Annotated in this window: 16 protein-coding genes and 1 tRNA gene; 10 read left to right on the top strand and 7 right to left on the bottom strand. The window is 57.0% G+C overall.

What is annotated here, in order from left to right; translation table 11 throughout:
- Positions 1-95: 95 nt before the first annotated feature.
- Positions 96-171: transfer RNA gene (locus ACUNV4_RS10820), tRNA-Asn, on the bottom strand.
- A gap of 116 nt (positions 172-287) precedes the next feature.
- Between ACUNV4_RS10820 and uvrB the strand changes: the two genes are divergently transcribed.
- On the top strand, positions 288-2,411 hold the full coding sequence (gene uvrB, locus ACUNV4_RS10815) for an excinuclease ABC subunit UvrB (protein WP_430878557.1): 2,124 nt from the start codon (positions 288-290) through the stop codon (positions 2,409-2,411).
- Between the two features lie 96 nt (positions 2,412-2,507).
- Positions 2,508-5,114: a bifunctional aconitate hydratase 2/2-methylisocitrate dehydratase gene (acnB, locus tag ACUNV4_RS10810; protein WP_430878556.1), complete on the top strand. Its 2,607-nt coding sequence runs from the start codon at positions 2,508-2,510 to the stop codon at positions 5,112-5,114.
- A 152-nt stretch (positions 5,115-5,266) separates the two neighbouring features.
- Here the strand turns inward: acnB and hflD are convergent, their stop codons facing one another.
- From hflD to ACUNV4_RS10795, 3 genes are read right to left on the bottom strand one after another with little or no spacing between them, the layout of a single operon-like run.
- A complete protein-coding gene (gene hflD, locus ACUNV4_RS10805) occupies positions 5,267-5,893 on the bottom strand; it encodes a high frequency lysogenization protein HflD (RefSeq protein WP_430878555.1) in 627 nt (208 codons plus the stop codon).
- A gap of 5 nt (positions 5,894-5,898) precedes the next feature.
- Complete coding sequence (mnmA, locus tag ACUNV4_RS10800) at positions 5,899-7,041, bottom strand: tRNA 2-thiouridine(34) synthase MnmA (protein WP_430878554.1); 1,143 nt, start codon at positions 7,039-7,041, stop codon at positions 5,899-5,901.
- Positions 7,042-7,087: 46 nt separating this feature from the next.
- Positions 7,088-8,065: a LysR family transcriptional regulator gene (locus tag ACUNV4_RS10795; RefSeq protein WP_430878553.1), complete on the bottom strand. Its 978-nt coding sequence runs from the start codon at positions 8,063-8,065 to the stop codon at positions 7,088-7,090.
- Positions 8,066-8,284: 219 nt separating this feature from the next.
- Between ACUNV4_RS10795 and ACUNV4_RS10790 the strand changes: the two genes are divergently transcribed.
- On the top strand, positions 8,285-9,106 hold the full coding sequence (locus tag ACUNV4_RS10790; protein ID WP_430878552.1) for a YdcF family protein: 822 nt from the start codon (positions 8,285-8,287) through the stop codon (positions 9,104-9,106).
- Positions 9,107-9,124: 18 nt separating this feature from the next.
- On the opposite strand, the gene ACUNV4_RS10785 is transcribed toward ACUNV4_RS10790, so the two are convergent.
- Positions 9,125-10,132, bottom strand: coding sequence for an NAD-dependent epimerase (locus ACUNV4_RS10785; protein WP_430878551.1), 1,008 nt, complete (start codon positions 10,130-10,132; stop codon positions 9,125-9,127).
- Positions 10,133-10,189: 57 nt separating this feature from the next.
- Entirely contained in the window at positions 10,190-11,470 is a 1,281-nt protein-coding gene (gene tviB, locus ACUNV4_RS10780) for a Vi polysaccharide biosynthesis UDP-N-acetylglucosamine C-6 dehydrogenase TviB (protein ID WP_430878550.1), read from the bottom strand.
- A 264-nt stretch (positions 11,471-11,734) separates the two neighbouring features.
- Between tviB and ACUNV4_RS10775 the strand changes: the two genes are divergently transcribed.
- Entirely contained in the window at positions 11,735-13,147 is a 1,413-nt protein-coding gene (locus tag ACUNV4_RS10775; RefSeq protein ID WP_430878549.1) for a TIGR03013 family XrtA/PEP-CTERM system glycosyltransferase, read from the top strand.
- A 96-nt stretch (positions 13,148-13,243) separates the two neighbouring features.
- Here the strand turns inward: ACUNV4_RS10775 and ACUNV4_RS10770 are convergent, their stop codons facing one another.
- Positions 13,244-13,891 (bottom strand): DnaJ domain-containing protein, encoded by a 648-nt coding sequence (locus ACUNV4_RS10770; RefSeq protein ID WP_430878548.1) that lies wholly within the window; start codon positions 13,889-13,891, stop codon positions 13,244-13,246.
- Positions 13,892-14,187: 296 nt separating this feature from the next.
- On the opposite strand from ACUNV4_RS10770, the gene ACUNV4_RS10765 reads away from it, so the two are divergent.
- The 6 genes from ACUNV4_RS10765 (at position 14,188) to ACUNV4_RS10740 (ending at position 21,025) form a co-directional block, all read left to right on the top strand.
- On the top strand, positions 14,188-14,814 hold the full coding sequence (locus ACUNV4_RS10765) for an XrtA/PEP-CTERM system exopolysaccharide export protein (RefSeq protein ID WP_430878547.1): 627 nt from the start codon (positions 14,188-14,190) through the stop codon (positions 14,812-14,814).
- Between the two features lie 63 nt (positions 14,815-14,877).
- On the top strand, positions 14,878-16,452 hold the full coding sequence (locus ACUNV4_RS10760; protein WP_430878546.1) for an XrtA system polysaccharide chain length determinant: 1,575 nt from the start codon (positions 14,878-14,880) through the stop codon (positions 16,450-16,452).
- The gene (locus ACUNV4_RS10755) at positions 16,449-17,318 is read left to right on the top strand and encodes a CpsD/CapB family tyrosine-protein kinase (RefSeq protein ID WP_430878545.1); all 870 of its coding nucleotides are present in this window, start codon (positions 16,449-16,451) and stop codon (positions 17,316-17,318) included. Before ACUNV4_RS10760 ends, ACUNV4_RS10755 begins: the two co-directional genes overlap by 4 nt.
- An 85-nt stretch (positions 17,319-17,403) precedes the next feature.
- Positions 17,404-18,807 carry a hypothetical protein gene (locus tag ACUNV4_RS10750; protein WP_430878544.1) on the top strand — a complete coding sequence of 468 codons (1,404 nt, stop codon included), beginning with the start codon at positions 17,404-17,406 and terminating at the stop codon, positions 18,805-18,807.
- Positions 18,804-20,093 (top strand): glycosyltransferase family 4 protein, encoded by a 1,290-nt coding sequence (locus ACUNV4_RS10745; RefSeq protein ID WP_430878543.1) that lies wholly within the window; start codon positions 18,804-18,806, stop codon positions 20,091-20,093. Before ACUNV4_RS10750 ends, ACUNV4_RS10745 begins: the two co-directional genes overlap by 4 nt.
- A complete protein-coding gene (locus ACUNV4_RS10740; protein WP_430878542.1) occupies positions 20,093-21,025 on the top strand; it encodes a hypothetical protein in 933 nt (310 codons plus the stop codon). Before ACUNV4_RS10745 ends, ACUNV4_RS10740 begins: the two co-directional genes overlap by 1 nt.
- Position 21,026: the final 1 nt, after the last annotated feature.

Here is a 21,026-nt window from a genome sequence, read left to right as displayed (position 1 = left end):
CAGAAAGTAACGTGGTACGGATAGTTGGTACAGATAGTTGGTATTGAAAGTCACAAAAGAAAAAAGCCCAGATTGAACAGGGCTTTTTCATTGTCTGGCTCCCTGGGACGGGCTCGAACCGCCGACCCAATGATTAACAGTCATTTGCTCTACCAACTGAGCTACCAGGGAATCGGCACGAAGTGTAATGCGGTTTTGTGGAAAGGTCAATCGCTTCCCTTGTAAAAGCCAGGTCAATCGTCAACTTGGTTGTACAATTGACACACTGAGCAGCGTAATCGAGATCCATGGCCACTCAATTCGACCTGCAGACGGGCTACAAGCCCGCAGGACACCAGCCAGAAGCCATCAGCAAGCTGGTTTCCGGCATTGAAGATGGTCTGGCGTATCAGACGTTACTGGGTGTCACAGGTTCGGGCAAGACCTTTACCATTGCCAACATCCTGCAACAGCAACAGCGTCCCGCCATCGTGCTGGCTCCCAACAAGACGCTGGCCGCTCAGCTTTACGGCGAATTCAAGGAATTCTTTCCGAACAATGCGGTCGAGTATTTCGTGTCCTACTACGACTACTATCAACCGGAAGCCTACGTGCCGGCCAGCGATCTGTTCATCGAAAAGGATTCGTCGATCAACGAACACATCGAGCAGATGCGGCTGTCCGCCACCAAGGCCCTGTTCGAGCGACGTGACACGATCATCGTGGCGACGGTATCGTCCATCTACGGCCTCGGCGATCCGCAGCAATACCATCAGATGGTTCTGCACCTGAAACGGGGTGAGATCGTCAATCAGCGCGATGTGCTGCGACGTCTGGCGGAGTTGCAGTACAGTCGCAATGACATGGAACTCAAACGGGGTACTTATCGGGTTCGCGGGGAGATCATCGATATCTATCCGGCCGATTCCGACCGCGACGCCATTCGAGTCGAACTGTTCGATGATGAAATCGAGACCCTCAGTTTCTTCGACCCACTGACCGGGGAAGTCGTGCGGAAGGTGCCGCGGCTGACCATCTATCCGAAAACCCATTATGTGACGCCGCGGCAGCGTTTGCTGGATGCCACCGATCACATCAAGGAAGAGTTGAGAGACAGACTGGAGCAGTTGACCGACGCGGGAAAACTGGTGGAGGCGCAACGCCTGCAGCAGCGTACGCAGTTCGATCTGGAGATGATCCACGAGCTGGGCTATTGCTCCGGCATCGAAAACTATTCACGCTACCTCTCGGGCCGCCTGCCAGGCGAGCCACCGCCATGTCTGTTCGACTATCTGCCGGAAGACAGCCTGCTGTTCATCGATGAAAGCCATGTCACGATCCCGCAGTTGGGAGCCATGTACAAGGGTGATCGATCGCGCAAGGAAAATCTGGTCAACTTCGGGTTTCGTCTGCCCTCGGCGCTGGACAATCGCCCATTGAAGTTCGAGGAATGGGAGTTGCTGTCGCCGCAGACGGTATTTGTCTCGGCAACACCCGGCAACTACGAACGTGATCATGCCGATCAGATCATCGAACTGGTGGTTCGTCCGACCGGACTGGTCGACCCGGAGATCGAGGTGAGGCCGGCGCGCACGCAGGTGGATGATGTGCTCTCGGAGATCAACGAGCGCGTGTCGCGCGATGAGCGTGTGTTGATCACCACCCTGACCAAGCGCATGTCCGAGGACCTGACCGATTATCTCGGTGAACATGGCATCAAGGTGCGATACCTGCACTCGGATGTGGATACGGTCGAACGCAGCGAGATCATTCGTGATCTGCGGCTCGGCGTGTTCGATGTCGTTGTCGGTATCAATCTGTTGCGAGAAGGCCTGGATATGCCCGAGGTCTCTCTGGTGGCCATTCTCGACGCCGACAAGGAAGGATTCCTGCGATCGGATCGATCGCTGATACAGACCATCGGTCGGGCTGCGCGCAACCTGCACGGCAAGGCCATCCTGTACGCCGATACCATGACAGGCTCGATGAAACGTGCCATCGATGAGACGGATCGCCGGCGCGAGATGCAGATCAGTTACAACCTGGAACACGGGATAACTCCCAAGGGCATCCGCAAGACCATCAATGACGTCATGGAGGCGGGAGGTGCTGGCGGTTCGGCGAAAGGTGATCGTCGACGTGGCAGGCGTGGTGCTGATCGGCAGGCCGAGAAGAGCCCGGAGAGCGCGGATGTGGCAAGCCTGTCCGCCACCGATGCCGCCAGGCGGATCAAGGAACTTGAAAAGCAGATGTACGAATGCGCCCGAAATCTCGAGTTCGAACAGGCTGCCAGCCTGCGTGATGAACTGGAGCAGATCAGGGCGAGTGTCTTCATGGGGGAGGATGCCGGTCGGACAGCCTCCCGGTCAGGGCCGGAGTCGGTTGACTCGGACACCGTGAAGGGCGGGAAAAGGCAGGACGTGGTTTCCTGAACCACGAGTGAATCCGTAATCGGCAATGCAGGAGTTGCCAGCAGTCATATGCAAGTGGTGATGTTCGCATCACTCTCAGATCGAGGAGATTGGAAAATGCTAGAAGCCTATCGTCAACACGTTGCAGAGCGTGAAGCTGAAGGGGTGGTTCCCAAGCCACTGGATGCGCAGCAGGTGGCTGATCTTGTTGAGCTGTTGAAGTCGCCGCCAGCGGGTGAGGAGGACTTTCTGCTGGATCTGTTTGCACAGCGTATTCCCGCAGGTGTCGATGAAGCGGCCTATGTAAAGGCCGGTTTTCTGGCAGCACTGGCCAAGGGCGACGTCAGCTGCCCCCTGATCAGTCGCGTCGGTGCAGTGGAGCTGCTGGGCACCATGCTGGGTGGTTACAACATTCAGCCTCTGATCGCGGCACTCGATGATGATGAACTGGCTGACGCGGCTGTCAAGGCACTGTCCCATACATTGCTGATGTTCGACGCCTTTCACGATGTCGAGGAGAAGGCCAGGAGTGGCAACGAGGCTGCGAAGAAGGTCATGCAGTCCTGGGCGGATGCCGAATGGTTCCTGGCCAAGGACGAGGTGCCCGAGAAGATCACGGTGACTGTGTTCAAGGTGCCGGGCGAGACCAATACGGACGACCTGTCGCCGGCAACCGATGCCTGGAGTCGCCCCGATATTCCGCTGCACGCCACGGCCATGCTCAAGTTCGAGCGGGAAGGTTTCACCGACAAGCCGTTGGAAACGATTGCAGAACTCAAGAAAAAGGGCTTTCCCCTGGCCTATGTCGGTGATGTGGTGGGAACCGGGTCGTCACGCAAGTCGGCTACCAACTCCGTGCTCTGGCACATGGGAGACGATATTCCGTTCATTCCGAATCGGCGCGACGGTGGTTTCGTGCTGGGCGGCAAGATTGCGCCCATCTTCTACAACACCCTGGAAGATGCAGGTGCGTTGCCCATCGAGTGCGATGTCAGTGCCATGGAGATGGGTGATGTCATCGACATCTATCCACACCAGAAGAAGGTTACTCGACACGATAGCGATGAAGTGCTTGCAAGCTACGACTTCGACAACGAAGTGCTGCTCGATGAGGTGCGCGCAGGTGGTCGTATTCCGCTGATCATCGGACGAGGACTCACTGATCGGGCACGTGAATCACTGGGGCTGGAGACCAGCACCGTGTTCAAGCGTCCGGGTGCAACCGATGCAAGCACCAAAGGCTACACTCTGGCCCAGAAGATCGTTGGCAAGGCTTGCGGCGTCGAGGGGATTCGTCCGGGTCAGTATTGCGAGCCCAAGATGACAACGGTGGGTTCCCAGGATACAACCGGCCCCATGACCCGCGACGAACTGAAGGATCTGGCCTGTCTTGGTTTCACGGCTGATCTGGTCATGCAGTCGTTCTGCCATACGGCAGCTTATCCGAAACCGGTGGACGTCAGCACACATCACACCCTGCCGGACTTCATGTCCACCCGCGGTGGTGTGTCACTGCGTCCCGGCGACGGCATCATTCACTCGTGGCTCAATCGCATGCTGTTGCCCGATACGGTCGGCACCGGTGGTGATTCGCATACCCGTTTTCCCATGGGTATCTCCTTCCCGGCAGGCTCCGGTCTGGTGGCATTCGCCTCAGCCGTTGGTGTCATGCCATTGAACATGCCACAGTCGGTACTGGTACGTTTCAAGGGGGAGATGCAACCGGGTATCACTCTGCGGGATCTGGTCAATGCCATTCCCTATGCCGCTTTGCAGCGTGGGCTGTTGACCGTCGAGAAAAAGGGCAAGAAGAATGTCTTTTCCGGTGCCTGTGTCGAGATCGAGGGTCTCAGGGATCTCAAGCTGGAACAGGCTTTCGAGCTGGCGGATGCCACGGCCGAGCGCTCTGCCGGTGGTTGTACCATCAAGCTGGATATCGAGCCCCTGAAGGAATACATCACTTCCAACGTGACATTGTTGCGCTGGATGATCGAACAGGGCTATGAGGATGCGCGCACCCTGGAACGACGTGCTCGCAAGATGGAAGAGTGGCTGGAAAATCCCACCTTGCTGGAAGCTGATGACGATGCCGAGTATGCGGAAATCATCGAGATCGATCTCAACGAGATCAAGGAGCCGTTGCTGGCCTGCCCGAACGACCCGGATGATGTCAAGCCTCTCTCCGAAGTGCAGGGCGTCAAGGTCGATGAAGTCTTCATCGGATCCTGCATGACGAATATCGGACACTACCGTGCGGCGGGCAAGCTGATCGAGAAAGCCGCGGAGTACGTCGATACGGTTCTGTGGATAGCCCCGCCCACACGGATGGACGAGCATCAATTGAAGGAGGAGGGGTATTACAATATCTTCGGGTCAGCAGGTGCCAGGCTTGAAATACCAGGCTGTTCATTGTGCATGGGTAATCAGGCTCGGGTGAAGCCTGGTGCGACGGTAGTCTCGACCTCTACCCGAAACTTCCCGAATCGCCTGGGGGCGGGTGCCTTCGTCTATCTGAGTTCGGCCGAATTGGCAGCCGTGGCAGCATTACTGGGCAGATTGCCGACGGTTGAAGAGTACATGAGCTATGTCCAGGATCTGGATGCCATGAGCGAGGAAGTGTATCGCTACCTGAACTTCAACGAGATTGCTGATTTTCAGCATTCTGCCGACGAAGCGAAGGTCAGGTTCAAGGATATTCCGGTATCCATCCAGATGGCGGGCTGAACCTGACAACCAGCCATGCAAGGGGCGGTCCCGCTGGTGATGACCGCCCCGGTTGATTTGCAACCACGTTACCGCGAGGTGAGGTGCAAGGGGCGCTGCCGCTCGCGGCTTGGCCGACCTGAGGGTGCTGTCGTCCCTGGCACAGCCCCGCCTCAGTGGTGAGGTGTGAGCAGTTCGGCCTGTTTCAGGTATTGATTGCGATAGAACAGCAGACGGGGCCGTGAGCCACCGCATTGACGCCACAATACAACGGAGCGCAATCCACCCAGCAGGGCAGCCCGAATGGTAGAAGCCGTGGTGTTGTCATTCAGGTAGTCGGGATCGCCACTGACCATGATTCTCGGACTCAGATGGCTGATGCTGCTGCGGTACAGATTGGCCAGATTGCTGATCATGGCGGGTTCGTCGATGGCCATGTCCATGGACTGCGCCCGGCTGATGCCGATTCTGAGCTGTTCCACCGTGTCCTCATCATTGAGAATATTGGTTCCCAGCTGGATCAGGGCGAGGGCGTAGCGTGCGATATCCAGATCGCGAGACTCACTGTTGCCTCCGAGCTGGCTCTTCATGATCCGCAGCCCCCAGGCAATGCTGTTGCTGTTGCCGCCATAGGCGTCGATGACCCTGTCGGTTTTCAGGGTCAGTATGGAGCGCAGGGTGCCTGCCAGCTCTTCCGGATCTGCCTTGCCGGTGGTTGCCAGTGACTTGCACAGGTGTACCGACTGGAAGATACCGGCCAGGGCCAGTGTCTGATTTTCTACTGTGGATATGGCATTCATGATTGTCAGTATAGGCTGTGCTGGAGGTCACTGATGATGGCACCGCCGAGGCAGGCGTCACCGTCGTACAGAACCAGTGACTGCCCGGGTGTGGCTGCGCGCACAGCGTGGTCGAATTCTATATGCAAGGTGTCTTCGTCAACAAGCGTCACGGTAGCCGCCTGATCCTGTTGACGATAGCGAACCTTGGCGGTACAGCGGAAACTGCTGCCAGGCGCTGCATCCTGCACCCAGTGAATATCATGGGCCTGCAAGTGGGTACGAAACAGGGCCGGGTGATCATGACCCTGTCCGACGACAAGGCGGTTTTCCTGCAGGTCCTTGTCCAGGACATACCAGGGCGATTCCGCACCTGCGCTGGTGCCACCGATACCCAGACCCTGGCGTTGCCCCAGCGTGTAGAACATGAGCCCGTTGTGACGGCCGATGATATCACCACTGTCGGTGACGATATCGCCAGGCTGAGCCGGCAGGTACTCGGCCAGAAAGGCACTGAACTTGCGCTCGCCAATGAAGCAGATGCCGGTACTGTCCTTCTTGCTGTGCACGTGAAAACCGGCTTCCTGAGCCAGCTTCCTGACCTCGGGCTTCTCCATCTCGCCAACCGGAAACAGGCTTGGGCGCAGCTGCTGCTGATTGAGTGTATAGAGGAAATAGCTCTGGTCCTTGTTGCTGTCGAGACCACGCAGCAATTGCACCGCCTCATTGCTGCCGCCGGCTCGCACGTAATGACCGGTAGCAATCGCGTCGGCACCCTGTGCTCGTGCGTGATCGAGAAACGCCTTGAACTTGATTTCCTTGTTGCACAGGATATCGGGATTGGGTGTGCGGCCAGCGCTGTATTCTTCGAGAAAATGGGCAAATACCCGTTCCCAGTACTCGTCGGCAAAGTTGACCGTCGTCAGTTCCATGTCGAGTCTGGCGGCAACTGATGCTGCATCGCGATAGTCCTGGCGCGCCGTGCAGTGTTCGTCGTCGTCTTCCCAGTTCTGCATGAAGATGCCCGAGACCTGATACCCCTGCCGCTTGAGCAGCAAGGCCGCGACCGAGGAGTCCACGCCCCCGGACATGCCGACAATGACATGCATGTTCTGCCGGTCACTGCGAAAGTGAGCCGCTGACGACGACGGTGCAACAGTTGAGTTCATGGAGGGTGTGACCGGGATGAATCAGCAGCAGCGCTGCAGCGCTGTTCTACAGGTTGGTGATGAGTGGTTCTTCGCTGCGCTGACTGCTCTTGCGTCTGGGGGGCGGAGCCGTGTGACGAGCAAAGAAATTGTGGTCCATGCGTTCCAGAAACTGCTTGGCCTGAGGTGACAGGAATTTGCCACGTCTGACCACGACGCCATAGCTGCGGTTGGGGAAGTACTCATCAATGGGTTTGACCGTCAGATTCTCGAAGCCACGCAAGCAGATACTGGTGACGATGCTGATACCGGCACCGATTTCCACATAGCGCTTGATCACCTCCCAGCCACCAGCCTCCAGCGCCACGGTATAAGGCACGCCATGCTGCTGGAAAACCAGATCCACCACGCTCCAGGTACTGAGGTGACGCGGTGGCAGAATCAGACCATAGGGGCTGATGTCCTCCAGTGCAATATGCTCCTTTTCCGACAGGGGATGATCCTTGCACATGATCAGCGCCGGCTTGTATTGGTAGATCGGATGGTAGACAAGATCATCCGGCACTTCGATCATGGAGCCGACGGCGAAATCGACTTCATCGGCGCGTAGCAACTCCATGCCATCATGCCCGGTCACATTGTGCAGGCGTACATCAATCTGCGGGTAATCGTCTGAAAACGACTTGATGATATCCGGCAGGATGTACAACAGGGTGGCTTCACCAGAGGCAATCTCGAGTGGCCCGGCGTGAACATTTCCCAGTCGGGCAGCGAAACTGTCCGCCAGACGACTGAAACCATCCACCAGTGGCTGAGCCATCTCCAGCAACAACTCTCCCGCAGGCGTCAATCGAATCCTGGGTCCACAGCGTTCGAACAGAAGAGTGTCCAGCTCCTTCTCGAGAGCCTGGATCTGCAGTGATACGGAGGGTTGGCTCAGTTTGAGTCGCTTGGCTGCCTTGGAGATGCTGCCAGTCTGGGCGGCATTGCAGAACGCACGCAATTGTCTGTGCTGGTTGAGATTGGGGGTGTCTGCGATGGCCATGGTCGAATATTATTTGCTCAGGCAATGCTTATTTTAATTATCATTGCTCTGGAAAACAATCACAAGACGCAACTATTTTTGCACTGCAGCAAGAATTCTGCACGATAAATCATGCAACGAGCTGATGTTCGGTGTGCGAACGCCCCGACAACACGGTAGGATTGGCCCGCCTTGCAGAGGCGATGCACGACCCTCCTACCGATTCCAACCGAACCTCGCATGACAAGTCTTCTGAAAGCCTGGCTGCTTGACCCGCTGGTGCTCTTGTTTCTTCTCTCTCTGCTGTTAACCTCCGTGCTGTTGATCGGCAAGCGGCGTGGCTCTCGCAGGGCGGGGCGTGCCCGTTCCCGGATTCGCACGCGAGGGTCGAATCGCAGGGGTCTCCGCTTGTTGCTCGTCTGGATTTCGGCCTTTCTGTTTTGCTCTGCTCCGGTCATCGTCAATCCCCTGATTGCGACTCTGGAGAATCCCTATCTGGAGGTGCCGGCGTGTGCGGCAGGTTCTCATCTGGTGGTACTGGGCGGCGGGGTGGATTCCCGGGTTGTCGATGCCAGCGAGTTCGGCCGAATGGGAAATGCGACGCTGACCCGGGCTACGGCGACAGCAGGCATGGCGCTGGCCGAGCTGGACACTCGAATCATCGTGGCCGGCGGGGCCGTGGGCAAGGTTGCCGAGGCGGAGGTCATTGCCAGCTATCTGCAGCGCCTGGGAGTCAATGGCGATCGTCTGATCAAGGAGGCGGATTCGGCAACGACGAGAGAGAATGCGCTGAATGTCGCCGGCTTGCTACAGGCCGAATCGATCGAAGGCCCCGTCAGGCTGATAACCTCGGCAATGCACATGCCACGTGCTCTGCTGAGTTTTCGACAGGTTCTGGCCGATTCGGATATCGAGGTATGCCCGGTGAGTGTGGACGTGCAAGCCTTGAAAGATGTGCCCTGGTACGCCCTGATGCCGCAGACCACGGCCATCACGCGCTTCGAAATGCTGCTGCATGAGGCCGTGGCCTTGCTGGTCTACCGTATCAAGGGCTGGATATGAGGTTTCCGGATTTCTCGTTCAGACCTTGTAGTAATCGAGGTACCACTCGACAAACCTGCCAATCCCTTCTTCGACCGACGTGTCCGGCTTGTAGTTGACATCGTTGACCAGATCGCTGACATCGGCATAGGTGTCCGGAACATCGCCTGCCTGCAGTGGCAGCAGGTTCTTCTCTGCGGTCTTGTTCAGGCAGCCTTCCAGTGTGCTGATGTAATGTTCCAGGTCTATCGGTTTGTTGTTGCCGATGTTGTAGACACGATAGGGGGCCGAGCTGGTGGCAGGATCGGGTTTGTTGCTGTCCCAGGATTCATCGGGAGTGGCTACCTTGTCCAGTGTGCGCACCACTCCTTCGACGATATCTTCCACGAAGGTGAAGTCACGCTTGTGCTTGCCATGGTTGAAGACGTCGATGGGTTTGCCTGCAAGGATGTTCTTCGTGAACAGGAACAGCGCCATGTCGGGGCGTCCCCAGGGGCCGTATACCGTGAAAAAGCGCAGGCCGGTGGTCGGTAGCTGGAACAGATGACTATAGGTATGGGCCATCAGCTCGTTGGCTTTCTTGGTTGCCGCATACAGGCTGACCGGATGATCGACCGACTCATGTACCGAGAAGGGCATGTTCGTGTGATTACCATAGACAGAGCTGGTCGAGGCATAAACCAGGTGTTCGACGCCCGTGTGGCGGCAGTTTTCCAGGACATTGGTAAAACCCACCACATTGGCGTCGATGTAGGCCTGAGGGTTTTCCAGCGAGTAGCGCACGCCGGCCTGTGCTGCCAGATTCACGACGCGTTGCGGTTGGTGCTTCCTGAAGGTCTCTTCCATCAGTGCACGATCTTCGATATTGCCGCGCACGTCGGTGAATCCGGCATGCGCCTTGACACGCTCCAGCCTGGCAAGCTTCAGGTTGACGTCGTAATAGTCATTGACGTTGTCGATGCCGATGACTTCATCGCCACGTTCGAGCAATCTGAGCGCCAGCGTCGAGCCGATGAATCCGGCTGTGCCGGTGATGAGAATTTTCATGGAGTGAATACGGTTGCTGTTCTGCTGGAGGGCGGAGGTCAGAGCTGTTCGGGTTGACTACAATCGCGCGTCGACGGCATCCTTGGGCAGGATGCTCTTGATGTCATAAAGCACATTGTCGTCCTTGCCGAGCTGGCGGATGGCATCGCTGCCCATGGTCACGAACTGTTCGTGAGCGACGGCCAGAATGATGGCGTCGTAGTGGCCCTGTGCAGGCTGCTCGACCGGGGTGATGCCGTATTCACGCTGAGCTTCTGCCGGATCGACCCATGGGTCATGGACATCCACGTTGGCATGGTAGTGCACCAGTTCATTGACGATATCGACTACACGAGTATTGCGCAGATCCGGGCAGTTCTCCTTGAATGCCAGGCCCAGAATCAGCACGTTTGCCCCCACGACATGAATGCGGCGGCGGGTCAGCATCTTGATGACTCGCTCGGCGACGAATGCGCCCATGCCATCGTTGATCTGGCGGCCCGAGAGGATGACTTGCGGGTAGTAGCCGATTTCCTGAGCCTTGTGGGTCAGGTAGTAGGGGTCGACACTGATGCAATGCCCACCGACAAGACCAGGTCGAAAATTCAGGAAGTTCCATTTGGTCCCCGCGGCCTGCAGGACCTCGAGTGTGTCTATATCGAGTCGGTCGAAAATCAGGGCCAGTTCGTTGATGAGGGCGATGTTCAGATCGCGCTGTGTGTTCTCGATGACCTTCGCGGCTTCTGCCACCTTGATGGAGCTTGCCAGGTGCGTGCCGGCGGTGATGATGCGCTTGTACAGGGCGTCAACCGCACTGGCAACCTCGGGAGTCGAACCGGAAGTCACCTTCATGATGGTACTGACCCGGTGCTCCTTGTCGCCAGGGTTGATTCTTTCAGGGCTGTAGCCTGCAAAGAAATCACTGTTGAACCGCATGCCGGATTCACGCTCGAGGATGGGGACACAGACTTCTTCCGTGGCACCGGGATACACGGTGGATTCATAGATGACCACAGAACCCTTCTTCATGATCTTGCCGATGGACTCACTGGCTCGGATGAGCGGCGTGAGGTCGGGTTGCTTGTGCTTGTTGATCGGCGTGGGAACGGTGACGATGAATACCTTGCAGGCAGCCAGATCCTGCAGCGTGCTGGTATAGCTCAGTTGCGATGCTTCGGCCATTTCCTCTGCGGAAACCTCGAGTGTGCGATCGTGTCCCTTCTGCAGCTCGGCGATGCGTTCGGCGTGGATATCGAAGCCGATTGTCGGGGAATTCTTGCCGAACTCCACGGCCAGCGGCAATCCGACATAGCCGAGGCCGATGACCGCAATCGTGTCGTTGTCCGTGATCTGAAACATGAATGTGATAGTCCTGAATGAAGGTGCGCATCTGGCCGTCAATGCCGGAGCAAGGGCGCATTATACAAATTTACAAGTACCGGTTATCGGTGGCAGGTGGTAAAGCGCATCGACTGCGAGTCAGCAATTGTCTCATCATTGCTTGGTGCGACGGGGCTGGAAGGGGAGTCGAATTGGATCGAATTGTGCGTTGAGCGTCAACAAATGCGAATACCTGCCTTACAATGGCAGGAACATTGGCGACCGGACGGCTGATCAGAAACCTTGGGTACCTTCAAATTCTTCAAGATGCATTTGCGGGTACCGTTCCTGCTGCTCGCTTTGATGGAGTTCTGTATCTGTGTGGCCGCCGTGTTCGTGGCGGTCTACGTCAGGTTCGACGGCTCGCAGATCACGGAGATCGAGAGTATTCGTTCTCCCATAGCCACCTCCATGTTGTTCGGGCTGGTCATGCCAGTCACCATGATGGCCATGGGGCTGTATCAGAGCCGTTTTCGAGGCGGCATTCTGGGCGTGTTTCTGCGCTCGGTCATCGGCTTTGCCTGCGGGGCGGCCATTCTGGCCCTCCTGTATTATCTGATTCCGCATCTCTATCTGGGGCGCGGGGTCTTCGGACTTGCCATTCTCATTGCCTTTTTCATGGTCGGCACCATTCGGCCGATGTTCTTCTACTATGTGGACAAGGACATACTGAAGATTCGGGTGCTGGTACTTGGCGCCGGAGACAAGGCGGCCTCGATCAATCGCCGGCTGCGGCGCAGAGTGGATCGTCGTGGATTCCGTATCGTTGGCTACGTCAAGCTTGATACCGACCCAAGGGTGGCTGTCGACAGTGTGCACGTGGTCGATCTGAACGGACGCTCCCTGCTGGAATTCGCCATCGAGAACAATGTCGACGAGGTTGTGGTTGCCGCCGATGAGAGGCGCAGCGGATTGCCACTGGAAGAACTGCTGGACTGCAAGCTGCATGGGCTCGATGTCATTGATCTTCTCAGCTTTTTCGAGCGCGAGCAGGGCAAGTTGCCGCTGGACATACTGCGTCCGGACTGGCTGATCTATTCGGATGGTTTCGAACGCGGTGCTGTGCGGGACGTCAGCAAGCGCGCGTTCGACATCGTTGCCAGCATGCTGATCATCGCCATTACCTGGCCATTCATGTTGCTGGGAATGCTTGCCATCAAGATCGAGGATGGCTGGAGTGCACCGGTGCTCTATCGCCAGACCCGCACCGGTTTTCTCGGCAAGCCGTTCGGTGTCCTGAAGTTTCGCAGCATGACGGTCAATGCCGAGCGCGATGGTGTGGCCCAATGGGCCACCGCGAATGATTCCAGAGTCACGCGGGTAGGGCAGTTCATCCGCAAGACGCGTATCGATGAGCTGCCGCAGATACTCAACGTGCTGAAGGGCGACATGAGTTTTGTCGGGCCGAGACCGGAGCGACCTCAATTCGTGGAGCAGCTCAGCGAGGTGATTCCCTATTATCGCGAGCGTCACGCCGTCAAGCCCGGCATTACCGGCTGGGCACAGGTTTGTTATCCCTACGGGGCTTCGACAGAGGATTCCGTGCAGAAGCAGGAGTTCGACCTGTACTACATCAAGAACCACACGATCTTTCTGGACATGCTGATTCTGTGTCAGACCGCGGAGGTCGTGCTGTTCGGCAAGGGTGCACGCTGAGCGAGGGTCCGGAATGGGGAGGGTCTTGTCGCTTTCCGGCAGCAGGCAGGCGTTTTTGTCTCTGCTGCTGGCGTCGGTCTGAGACGAGCTCGTGGCCTATTTCGTTGGCTGGACGAAAGCCCCCTTGGCTTCGCTGCGACGAATTTCGGCAGCGCTCGGCATGAAATCGCTGGCAGGGGCGTCCCGGACGACCTCCCGACCTCGTTCGAGGATGGCCTCATTGGCCTTGCGATCGAGCAGAAAGAAAATGAACAGCGTTGCGAAGATGATGGAGCAACCCGCCAGAGCCCAGACGATTCGGTTTCTGGAACGGGAATCGGGCCCAGAGGCTCGGATGGTCCTGTCGCGACCGAGGACGCCCGGTTCGACATCGGGCACGCTGGTTGCGGTTCCGGGGGCGGCGCGATGGCTGTCGGAGGTATTGTCGCGGAAGGCTTTGCGGCGCGCGTCAGGAGTGAAGATATCCATGTTCGTGTTGGTCGAGCGGTTTGCAGTGGGTTCGAACGGCAGATGGCCGTACTCTCTGTGGAAGTTTCGCAAGTGCGTGTAGGATTTGTTCAGAGAGATGAAATTCTGCTGGGCATGAACGCGTTCCCGCGGTCTCATGGCATAGCGGTCAGGATGCCACAAATGCACCAGTCTACGGTAATTCGCACGCACAGCCTCCCAGTCGGCACGATCGTTCAGCTCCAGGGCGGCGTAGTCGGGCCTGAAATCCCGAGAATCTGAGTTGTGTTCGTTCATGCCCACTAGCTTACCGTCGTTTAATTTCTACTAGCGGTGATATTTAGGTAATCTGGTGAGTCAGCAACGCTCGTGCTTATTAAATTCTGTGTCTTTTGTGGCTGAGTCATCAATGTCCGCGCATTTACCGGATAGACTTGTGTCAACAGGAAGATGGTTACTCGTCAAGTCATGACAGTGGCAGTCGATACAAGTTGTCAAGATTCAAGGGATTCAGTGAGTCGGCTCAATCCGGGAAATTGCCCGTCCATGACTGGCCGAAGTCTGATGCAGGTGTCCGGGAGGCACATAAGTACATGAAAAACATGCGTTACCTTACGCTACTGTTGCTGGCGGTCATTCTCGCCGGTTGTGTCGGCCCACGAGGACCGTTGAGCGAAGAGGACCGTCCGCCCGACATTCAGGCAAGTGCCGCACCAGAATTCAGATTGGGTACCGGAGACGTGCTGAGTGTCAGCGTGTGGAAGAACCCGGATCTGTCGGTCAGAGTACCGGTTCGGCCTGACGGCTATATCTCCGTGCCGCTGGTCGGCGATGTTCTGGCCGGTGGCCGCACTCCAGCGGAAATTGCCGCCGATACGGAACGCAAGCTGACTCAATTCATCAGAACACCGAAAGTGTCCGTCATCATCGAGGAAATTCCGAGTGCCGAGTTCCAGAATCGTGTACGGGTTGTCGGTGGTGTGGCCGAACCCAAGTCCATTTCGCATCGTGACGGCATGACCATCATCGATCTGGTGTTGGAAGCCGGAGGCGTGAATGAGTTCGCGTCCCCGAATGCCGCGAAGCTTTACCGTACGGTGGATGGAGTTGCCCGTGTGTACGACGTGTATCTGGACGATATTCTTTCCGAAGGGCTTCTCGACACCAATTATCCGCTGGTGCCCGGTGATGTCATCACCATCCCCGAGCGTCGTTTCTGATTTTCCCTTATTGCAAAGGCAAACCCGCGCAATATTCTGACGGTTTGATGATCAACAGGACTTATGAGTAACATAACTCTCGATGAGATGTTGCCGCTGCTATCGCGAGAAGCGAATGCCCGTAGTGGAACATTGCTGTCCATCTTCATGGTAATCAGCCTCGTTTTCCTGGTGACAGGGTTTCTGTGGCAGAAAAAGTACACATCGTTTGTCCAGTTGTATGTGGACGACAGCAATATAGTTGCTCCTATCATCGGCACCAACAGCACGGTGAATCGAGACAAGGCAAACGTGGCCAAGGAAGAGCTGTTCGCGCTGGATATTCTCGATACCGTGCTCGATACGGTCGGCTTCGCCAATGAGAACACCACCCCGGCAGAACGCGAGGAATTGCGCGAGGATCTGACCGATGCCACCAGCGTGTTCAACCGCAACAATCAGCTGCTGGAAATCGATTTCTGGCATGAAGACCCGGCAGTCGCCTTTCAGACCACCAGCCTGTTTGCGGAGCTGTTTCTGCAGAAGACCATGGATTCTTCGGCCGAGGAAACCACGGAAGCATTCGAGTTCATCACCAGTCAGGTGGCGACCTACAGAGACAAGCTGGAGGATGCGGAAAGTCGACTGGAGAGCTTTCGCAGTCAGCATCCGGGCATGAGTGCGACAACGGAAGGCAATGTCAATGCGCGCATCGTCGAACTGCAGCGCGACCTCGAGCAGACATCATTGCTGTTCGCCCAGGCGGATCAGCGTCGACGAACACTGCAAGCCGAATTGTCCAACGAGTCCTCGACCATAGCGCGGGATTTCCAGATCGGTCAGACACGCGATCAGATTGCGCGGCTGCAGGCCGAGATCGATGTCTTGAGCCTGTCATATACCGATGACTATCCTGACATCGTTCGTCTCAGACAGCAGATCGAAGATATCAAGTTGCAGGCACAGCAACGCAGCGAGCAGGCGCTCGCACAGGGAGCCGGACAGTCTGTATTCAACGTCGGCGGCAATTCGTTTACCGGTTCGTCCAGTCTCAGTCCTGTCTATCAGCAGCTTCGCAGTGATCTGGCACGTACCTCGGCAGAAGCGGACGCTCAGCAGAGCCGCATGCGACAACTTCGCGTTCTGCTGGACAAGGAAATCGAGCGTTCGGCAAAAAGCTCGCAGGTCGAAAGAGAATTGTCGCAACTGACCCGCGATTACGAGATCAACAAGAAATTCTACGAAGATCTGCTCAGTCAGCAGGAAAATGCAAGGTTGACCATGACACTGGGAGCCGAGAAGCAGGGTGTTCTGTATCGCATTCACCAACCTGCCAATTTTCCGGCCCGGCCGAATGGTCTGCGGTTTGTCCATATCGTTCTGGCAGGAATTGTCCTGGCCAGTGTGTTGCCATTCCTGTATCTGTTCGTCTTTCTGAAAGTGGATCCGCGCATTCGCACTGCTTCGGCGGTAACCGATGTCCTGAAGTTGCCATTGTTGACCACCGTGCCACATATGGCGTCCCCCAGCGAGAAGACTCCCTTCTTCAGTCGTCCGGCTGTGATAATGGGCACTGTGGCACTTGTCTGTTCGTTGTATGTCCTCGTCTTCTTCATCAAATACACCATGGAAGCATCCTCAGGAGGAGCTCTGCTATGACCGATCGGGCGAAATTTGCCAACGTCAGGTCGATGTTGGATCAGCAGCGGGACAAGTCGGTAAGGAGAGATCGCAAGGGTGGCCGTTCGATGGTGCCCCTGGGCAAGTCATCCGGTGGCAGTAACCAGCTACGTGCAGCGAACGATTCCGTCAGCCTGGCTGATCGCGCTCGGGCCGACCTGGCCAATATGGAAGAGGCCCGGTTGTTCAGCGATCGACAACTGGATGTACTGGGTATCGTGCATCCGCGATCGAAGAATCGCGACATGGTGGATGCCATGCGTCAGCTGCGCACCAAACTCTACAGCCTCAAGCCGGAAGGCAATTTCAGTGTTCTGGTCAGCTCGGTGGTACCGGAAGGGGGCGGCAGTTTCGTCAGCCTCAACCTGGCAGCCACGATTGCCTTCGACAAGGCCAAGACCTCCATGTTGGTGGAAGCCAATCTGCACACACCGGTACTGCATCGTCTGATGAAGCTTGTCGGACGTGAAGATGCCCACGGTTTGCTGGATTATCTGGAAAGACCGGAGTTGGGGATCGAGCATATCGTCAGTCCGAGTGGTATTCCGCGCATGCGCGTGGTGCCCATCGGTTCTCACCACGAGATCAGTGCGGAGCATTTCACCAGCGCACGCTACAAGCAGCTGATGCTGGATATCAAGGAGCGCTATGACAACCGGTTCGTCATCGTGGATGGACCTGCCATGAGTACATCCGCCGATGCTCGCATACTGTCCGAAATCTGCGACTACACCGTACTGGTGATCCCCTATGGCGGCGTGACACCAGGTGCACTGGATGCCGTCATAGACGAGATCGACGAACGCAGGCTTGCCGGCATCGTCATGAACAATCAACCGGTCTGATCCTTCAGACCGTTTGTCCAACCCCTCCCTATGGAAGTGTGTGATCTTGTCTGAGCACAAATCATGTCCCGCATGGTTGCCCGCCATGTTTCTCGCCGTTCTGTTTCCAGGTGCCGCCTGGTCTCTGGATCTGGGCTTCGAGGGGCGGCTGACGCTGGAACAGAGCGACAATATCAACAGCGTCAACAGTCCCGATGAAGAGGACGGGCAGACAGTGGGTGCGGTGCTGGGTGTGTACGGAGAGCAGCGCAGCCGGTTGGTGAATGCGGCCTTCACGGGCGAGATCGACACGCGCAGTGACGTCTCCGAAGATGACTCTTCCTTCGATACACTGACCCGATTCCTCGGCGCAGCCGAATTCTCCCTGACACCGCGTTCCTGGCGCTGGTATGTGGGCGACATCCTGGGTGGCGTGCGCACCGACAATGCCGTGCAGACCATCGACGATACGGATATCGATCGCCGCAATGTCTTCGTGACAGGGCCCAGCTTCGAGTACGATGTTCCCGGTCGCAGTCGCACTCGGGCCCGATTGCTTTACGTCAACCAGACCGAGGAAAACGAAGATCTGGAAACACTCTACACGGCAAATGCCAGCTACGAGCGTGACACCACACCCGGCAGCTATTTCGGTGTGAGAGCCGGCAATGTCTTCACCGATCTGCCTGAAGAGTCCGAGAACCCCGATATTCGCCAGGAAGGTGATTTCAATCGATCAACGGTAGCCGCCTATGTCAATCGAGCACGCGGTTTTCTCGAACTCTACGGCGAACTGGGCGTGACTCGCTACGATACCGACGAGGAATCACTGAATGGTCTGAATGCTAGACTGCGAGCCATTCGGCAGCTGGGTCCCATGACCTCTGTTTCCGCCAGCCTGAGCCGGGATCTGAATGACCAGACTCTGAGCACGGTGGAGAGTCTGATCGGCAGTGGTGGCACGGCCGTAGGCGTGCGACCCGAGGTAGCCGGCTTTTTCGAGGAAACCCGTCTGGATGTCGGCTACTCCTTCCAGGCGACCGATACCAGTCTCGATCTTGGCCTGGCCGTTGCGCAGCAGGACTACCAGTTGCTGGGTATCGATTCGACCGTGCTGGTCAGCGAAGATAGTGAAGATCAATTGCAGAGTTTTGCCTACGGGTCCCTGTCGCAGCGCTTGAGCACCCGTTTACGGACCGAGCTGGCAATCAGCTATGAGCGTCAGACATATGACAACCGCAACGACGAAACGGATTCGGTGCTGGCCTCGGCCCTGCTGATCTATCGCCTGAGCCGCAGCTTCGAACTGGAAGGCGGCGTGGTGCATGATTCCGCATCCGGCGTTCTGACGCGATTCAACACCGTATCGACCGCTGGCGGTGATGTCATTTCGCGAGTGGAGGAGGACGTTGATGTGACCGAAAATCGTCTGACCATCGGTCTGCGTTGGGCACCGCCGTCACGCGCCAGTCAGGATCTGACGGTTGAACTGAAATCCTTGTTGCAATGACTTCAGGAGATCGCCTGACAGATGCATCCGACAGTGTCGGAAATGCCGCGCAGCGAGCCGTTGCCTGCAGCCGAAGCATGGCCGACATGGCCACTGACAGTGCAACTGCGGAACAGACGGGCAAGAACGGTTCGCTGACAGGCCTGCGTCTGCTGTTTGCCGTTGACAGTCGCTTTCCCGGGCTCGGTGGCGCTGAAAGTCAGGCATTGAAGCTGGCTGTTGCGCTGCGTGAGCGAGGTGCTCATGTCGAGTTCGTGACCCCCAGGGTATTGACCAGCCAGTCAATGGAAGAGACCTATCACGGCTTTACCGTCAAGCGGGTGGATTATCCGCATATTCGCTGGATCGGGTCGCTGGTCCTGATGGTCTGGTTTGCCCGTTATCTCATGGCCAATCGCAAGCAGTTTGATGCGCTGCACATACATATCACGCATTTGCTGGCCGCCTCTGCCGGATACGTGCGACGCTGGACGGGTTTGCCGGTCACGACGAAGATATCGGGATTCTACGAATTCGAAGGTGGAGTGCTGGATCAGCGCCGGCGTTTCATGCCGCTCAACTTCCTGATCCGGATGGGATTGCGACAGGTCGATTACGTGCAGACCATCAGTGATCAGACGCGCGAGAAGCTGCTGGAGGCCGGCTTTCGGGATGAACAGATCCGCTTCGTGCCAAATGGCATCGATACCAGCCAGCCACCGCAGCCAGCGACCGACGGGCAGACGCTGGTCATCGGTTATTGCGGTCGCCTGCGTGAGGTCAAGGGGGTCCATGTGCTGCTTGAGGCCTTTGCCCGCACCTCGCGAGCGAATCCAAGGCGCAATCTGCTTCTGCGGATAGCCGGAAGTGGTGAAACCCTGGATGCTCTGCAGGCACAGGCTGAAGCACTTGGGGTAGCCGCGCAGATCGAGTGGATGGGAACGATCGAGGATACGGCGAGTTTCTTCAGAAGTCTGGATATATACGTCCAGCCATCCTTCGCGGAAGGGTTGCCCAACTCGGTCATGGAGGCGATGGTGGAGCAGCGACCTGTCGTGGCATCCGATATCGGTGGTAACAACGATCTGGTCGAGCAGGGTGTGACAGGCTTGCTGTTCAAGGTAGGTGATGATGAACAGCTGTCCCGGCAGTTGAACCGTTTGATCGATGAGCCCGAGCTGCGTCACAAGGTGGCTCTGTCCGGAAGAGATCTGATCGTCGCTCGATTCGGTTTTGACCGTGTCGTTGACGAACTGCTCGAGCTCTATCATCACCAGGACAGGTCATCTGCCATGAGTACTCGATGATGGCTGGAAACAGTATCGAACAGATGGTGGTTACCATATCCATCGATACCGAGTGCGATCATGATCCGAACTGGGTCAGATCCAACCCTCTGGCATTCGAATCGATTACCGAAGGCTTGCCAAACCGCCTGCAGCCGGCCTTTGCCGAAGTGGGAGCCATACCGACCTATCTGCTGACGGTTGAAGTGCTGGAAGACGCTGCCAGTGTTGCAGCCCTGCGCTCACTGCCAGGCGACCATGAATACGGTACGCATCTGCACGCAGCCTTCATCGAGCCTGAAAAGAAATTCTTCGACTATGCCGGAGTGGACAGTCCCGACTTTCAGTGCGCCAGCTCGGCAGAGGTGGAGTATCGCAAGCTGGAGAATCTGACCAGACTGTTCGAGGAGAAACTCGGCCATTCGCCAACCAGTTTCCGTGCGGGACGTTATGGGGCAGCGGCACAGTCCATCGACAGTCTGCAACGCCTGGGGTACAAGGTTGATACCAGTGTGACCCCTCATCTGCGCTGGAGTGAGCCCAATGCCACCGTGGATTTTCGCAAGGCGCCGGAGCAACCGTATTTCCCTGCCCCCGGTACCATCATCGAACCCGGGCCTGCATCGCCACAGGCATTGCTGGAAGTCCCGGTGTCGGTCAAGCCGCGACTGTTCAGGGATCCCAGGTGGTTCCGTCCCTGGTTTGCGTCGGTTGCGCAGATGAAGGAAGTCGTCCGTTACCAGATGAAGCGACATTCCCGGCGACGAATTCTCAGTATCAACATGATGTTCCACTCCATGGAGGTCATCGAGAAGGCCTCTCCCTACCCACAAAGCCAGTCTGATGTCAGGCGTTACATCGATGACATGCAGGCCGCCTTGCAGTGGTGCGCTGACGAAGGCGCACGGTTCGTACCGCTGTCGGAGCTGCGTGATCTGTATCTGACAGCCTGAG

It is taken from the genome of Granulosicoccus sp. 3-233, from assembly GCF_052681095.1.
The sequence above is the reverse complement of the archived record's forward strand: the minus strand, read 5'-3'. Positions and strand labels throughout refer to the sequence as shown.

What these genes read in the sequence shown, in the direction of transcription:
- ACUNV4_RS10785 (WP_430878551.1), bottom strand. Translation starts at nt 10,132, where the DNA reads ATGAAAATTCTCATCACCGGCACAGCCGGATTCATCGGCTCGACGCTG.
- ACUNV4_RS10790 (WP_430878552.1), top strand. Translation starts at nt 8,285, where the DNA reads ATGACAAGTCTTCTGAAAGCCTGGCTGCTTGACCCGCTGGTGCTCTTG.
- acnB (WP_430878556.1), top strand. Translation starts at nt 2,508, where the DNA reads ATGCTAGAAGCCTATCGTCAACACGTTGCAGAGCGTGAAGCTGAAGGG.
- ACUNV4_RS10760 (WP_430878546.1), top strand. Translation starts at nt 14,878, where the DNA reads ATGAGTAACATAACTCTCGATGAGATGTTGCCGCTGCTATCGCGAGAA.
- ACUNV4_RS10740 (WP_430878542.1), top strand. Translation starts at nt 20,093, where the DNA reads ATGGCTGGAAACAGTATCGAACAGATGGTGGTTACCATATCCATCGAT.
- ACUNV4_RS10745 (WP_430878543.1), top strand. Translation starts at nt 18,804, where the DNA reads ATGACTTCAGGAGATCGCCTGACAGATGCATCCGACAGTGTCGGAAAT.
- hflD (WP_430878555.1), bottom strand. Translation starts at nt 5,893, where the DNA reads ATGAATGCCATATCCACAGTAGAAAATCAGACACTGGCCCTGGCCGGT.
- tviB (WP_430878550.1), bottom strand. Translation starts at nt 11,470, where the DNA reads ATGTTTCAGATCACGGACAACGACACGATTGCGGTCATCGGCCTCGGC.
- ACUNV4_RS10795 (WP_430878553.1), bottom strand. Translation starts at nt 8,065, where the DNA reads ATGGCCATCGCAGACACCCCCAATCTCAACCAGCACAGACAATTGCGT.
- ACUNV4_RS10770 (WP_430878548.1), bottom strand. Translation starts at nt 13,891, where the DNA reads ATGAACGAACACAACTCAGATTCTCGGGATTTCAGGCCCGACTACGCC.
- uvrB (WP_430878557.1), top strand. Translation starts at nt 288, where the DNA reads ATGGCCACTCAATTCGACCTGCAGACGGGCTACAAGCCCGCAGGACAC.
- ACUNV4_RS10765 (WP_430878547.1), top strand. Translation starts at nt 14,188, where the DNA reads ATGAAAAACATGCGTTACCTTACGCTACTGTTGCTGGCGGTCATTCTC.
- ACUNV4_RS10755 (WP_430878545.1), top strand. Translation starts at nt 16,449, where the DNA reads ATGACCGATCGGGCGAAATTTGCCAACGTCAGGTCGATGTTGGATCAG.
- ACUNV4_RS10750 (WP_430878544.1), top strand. Translation starts at nt 17,404, where the DNA reads ATGTTTCTCGCCGTTCTGTTTCCAGGTGCCGCCTGGTCTCTGGATCTG.
- mnmA (WP_430878554.1), bottom strand. Translation starts at nt 7,041, where the DNA reads ATGAACTCAACTGTTGCACCGTCGTCGTCAGCGGCTCACTTTCGCAGT.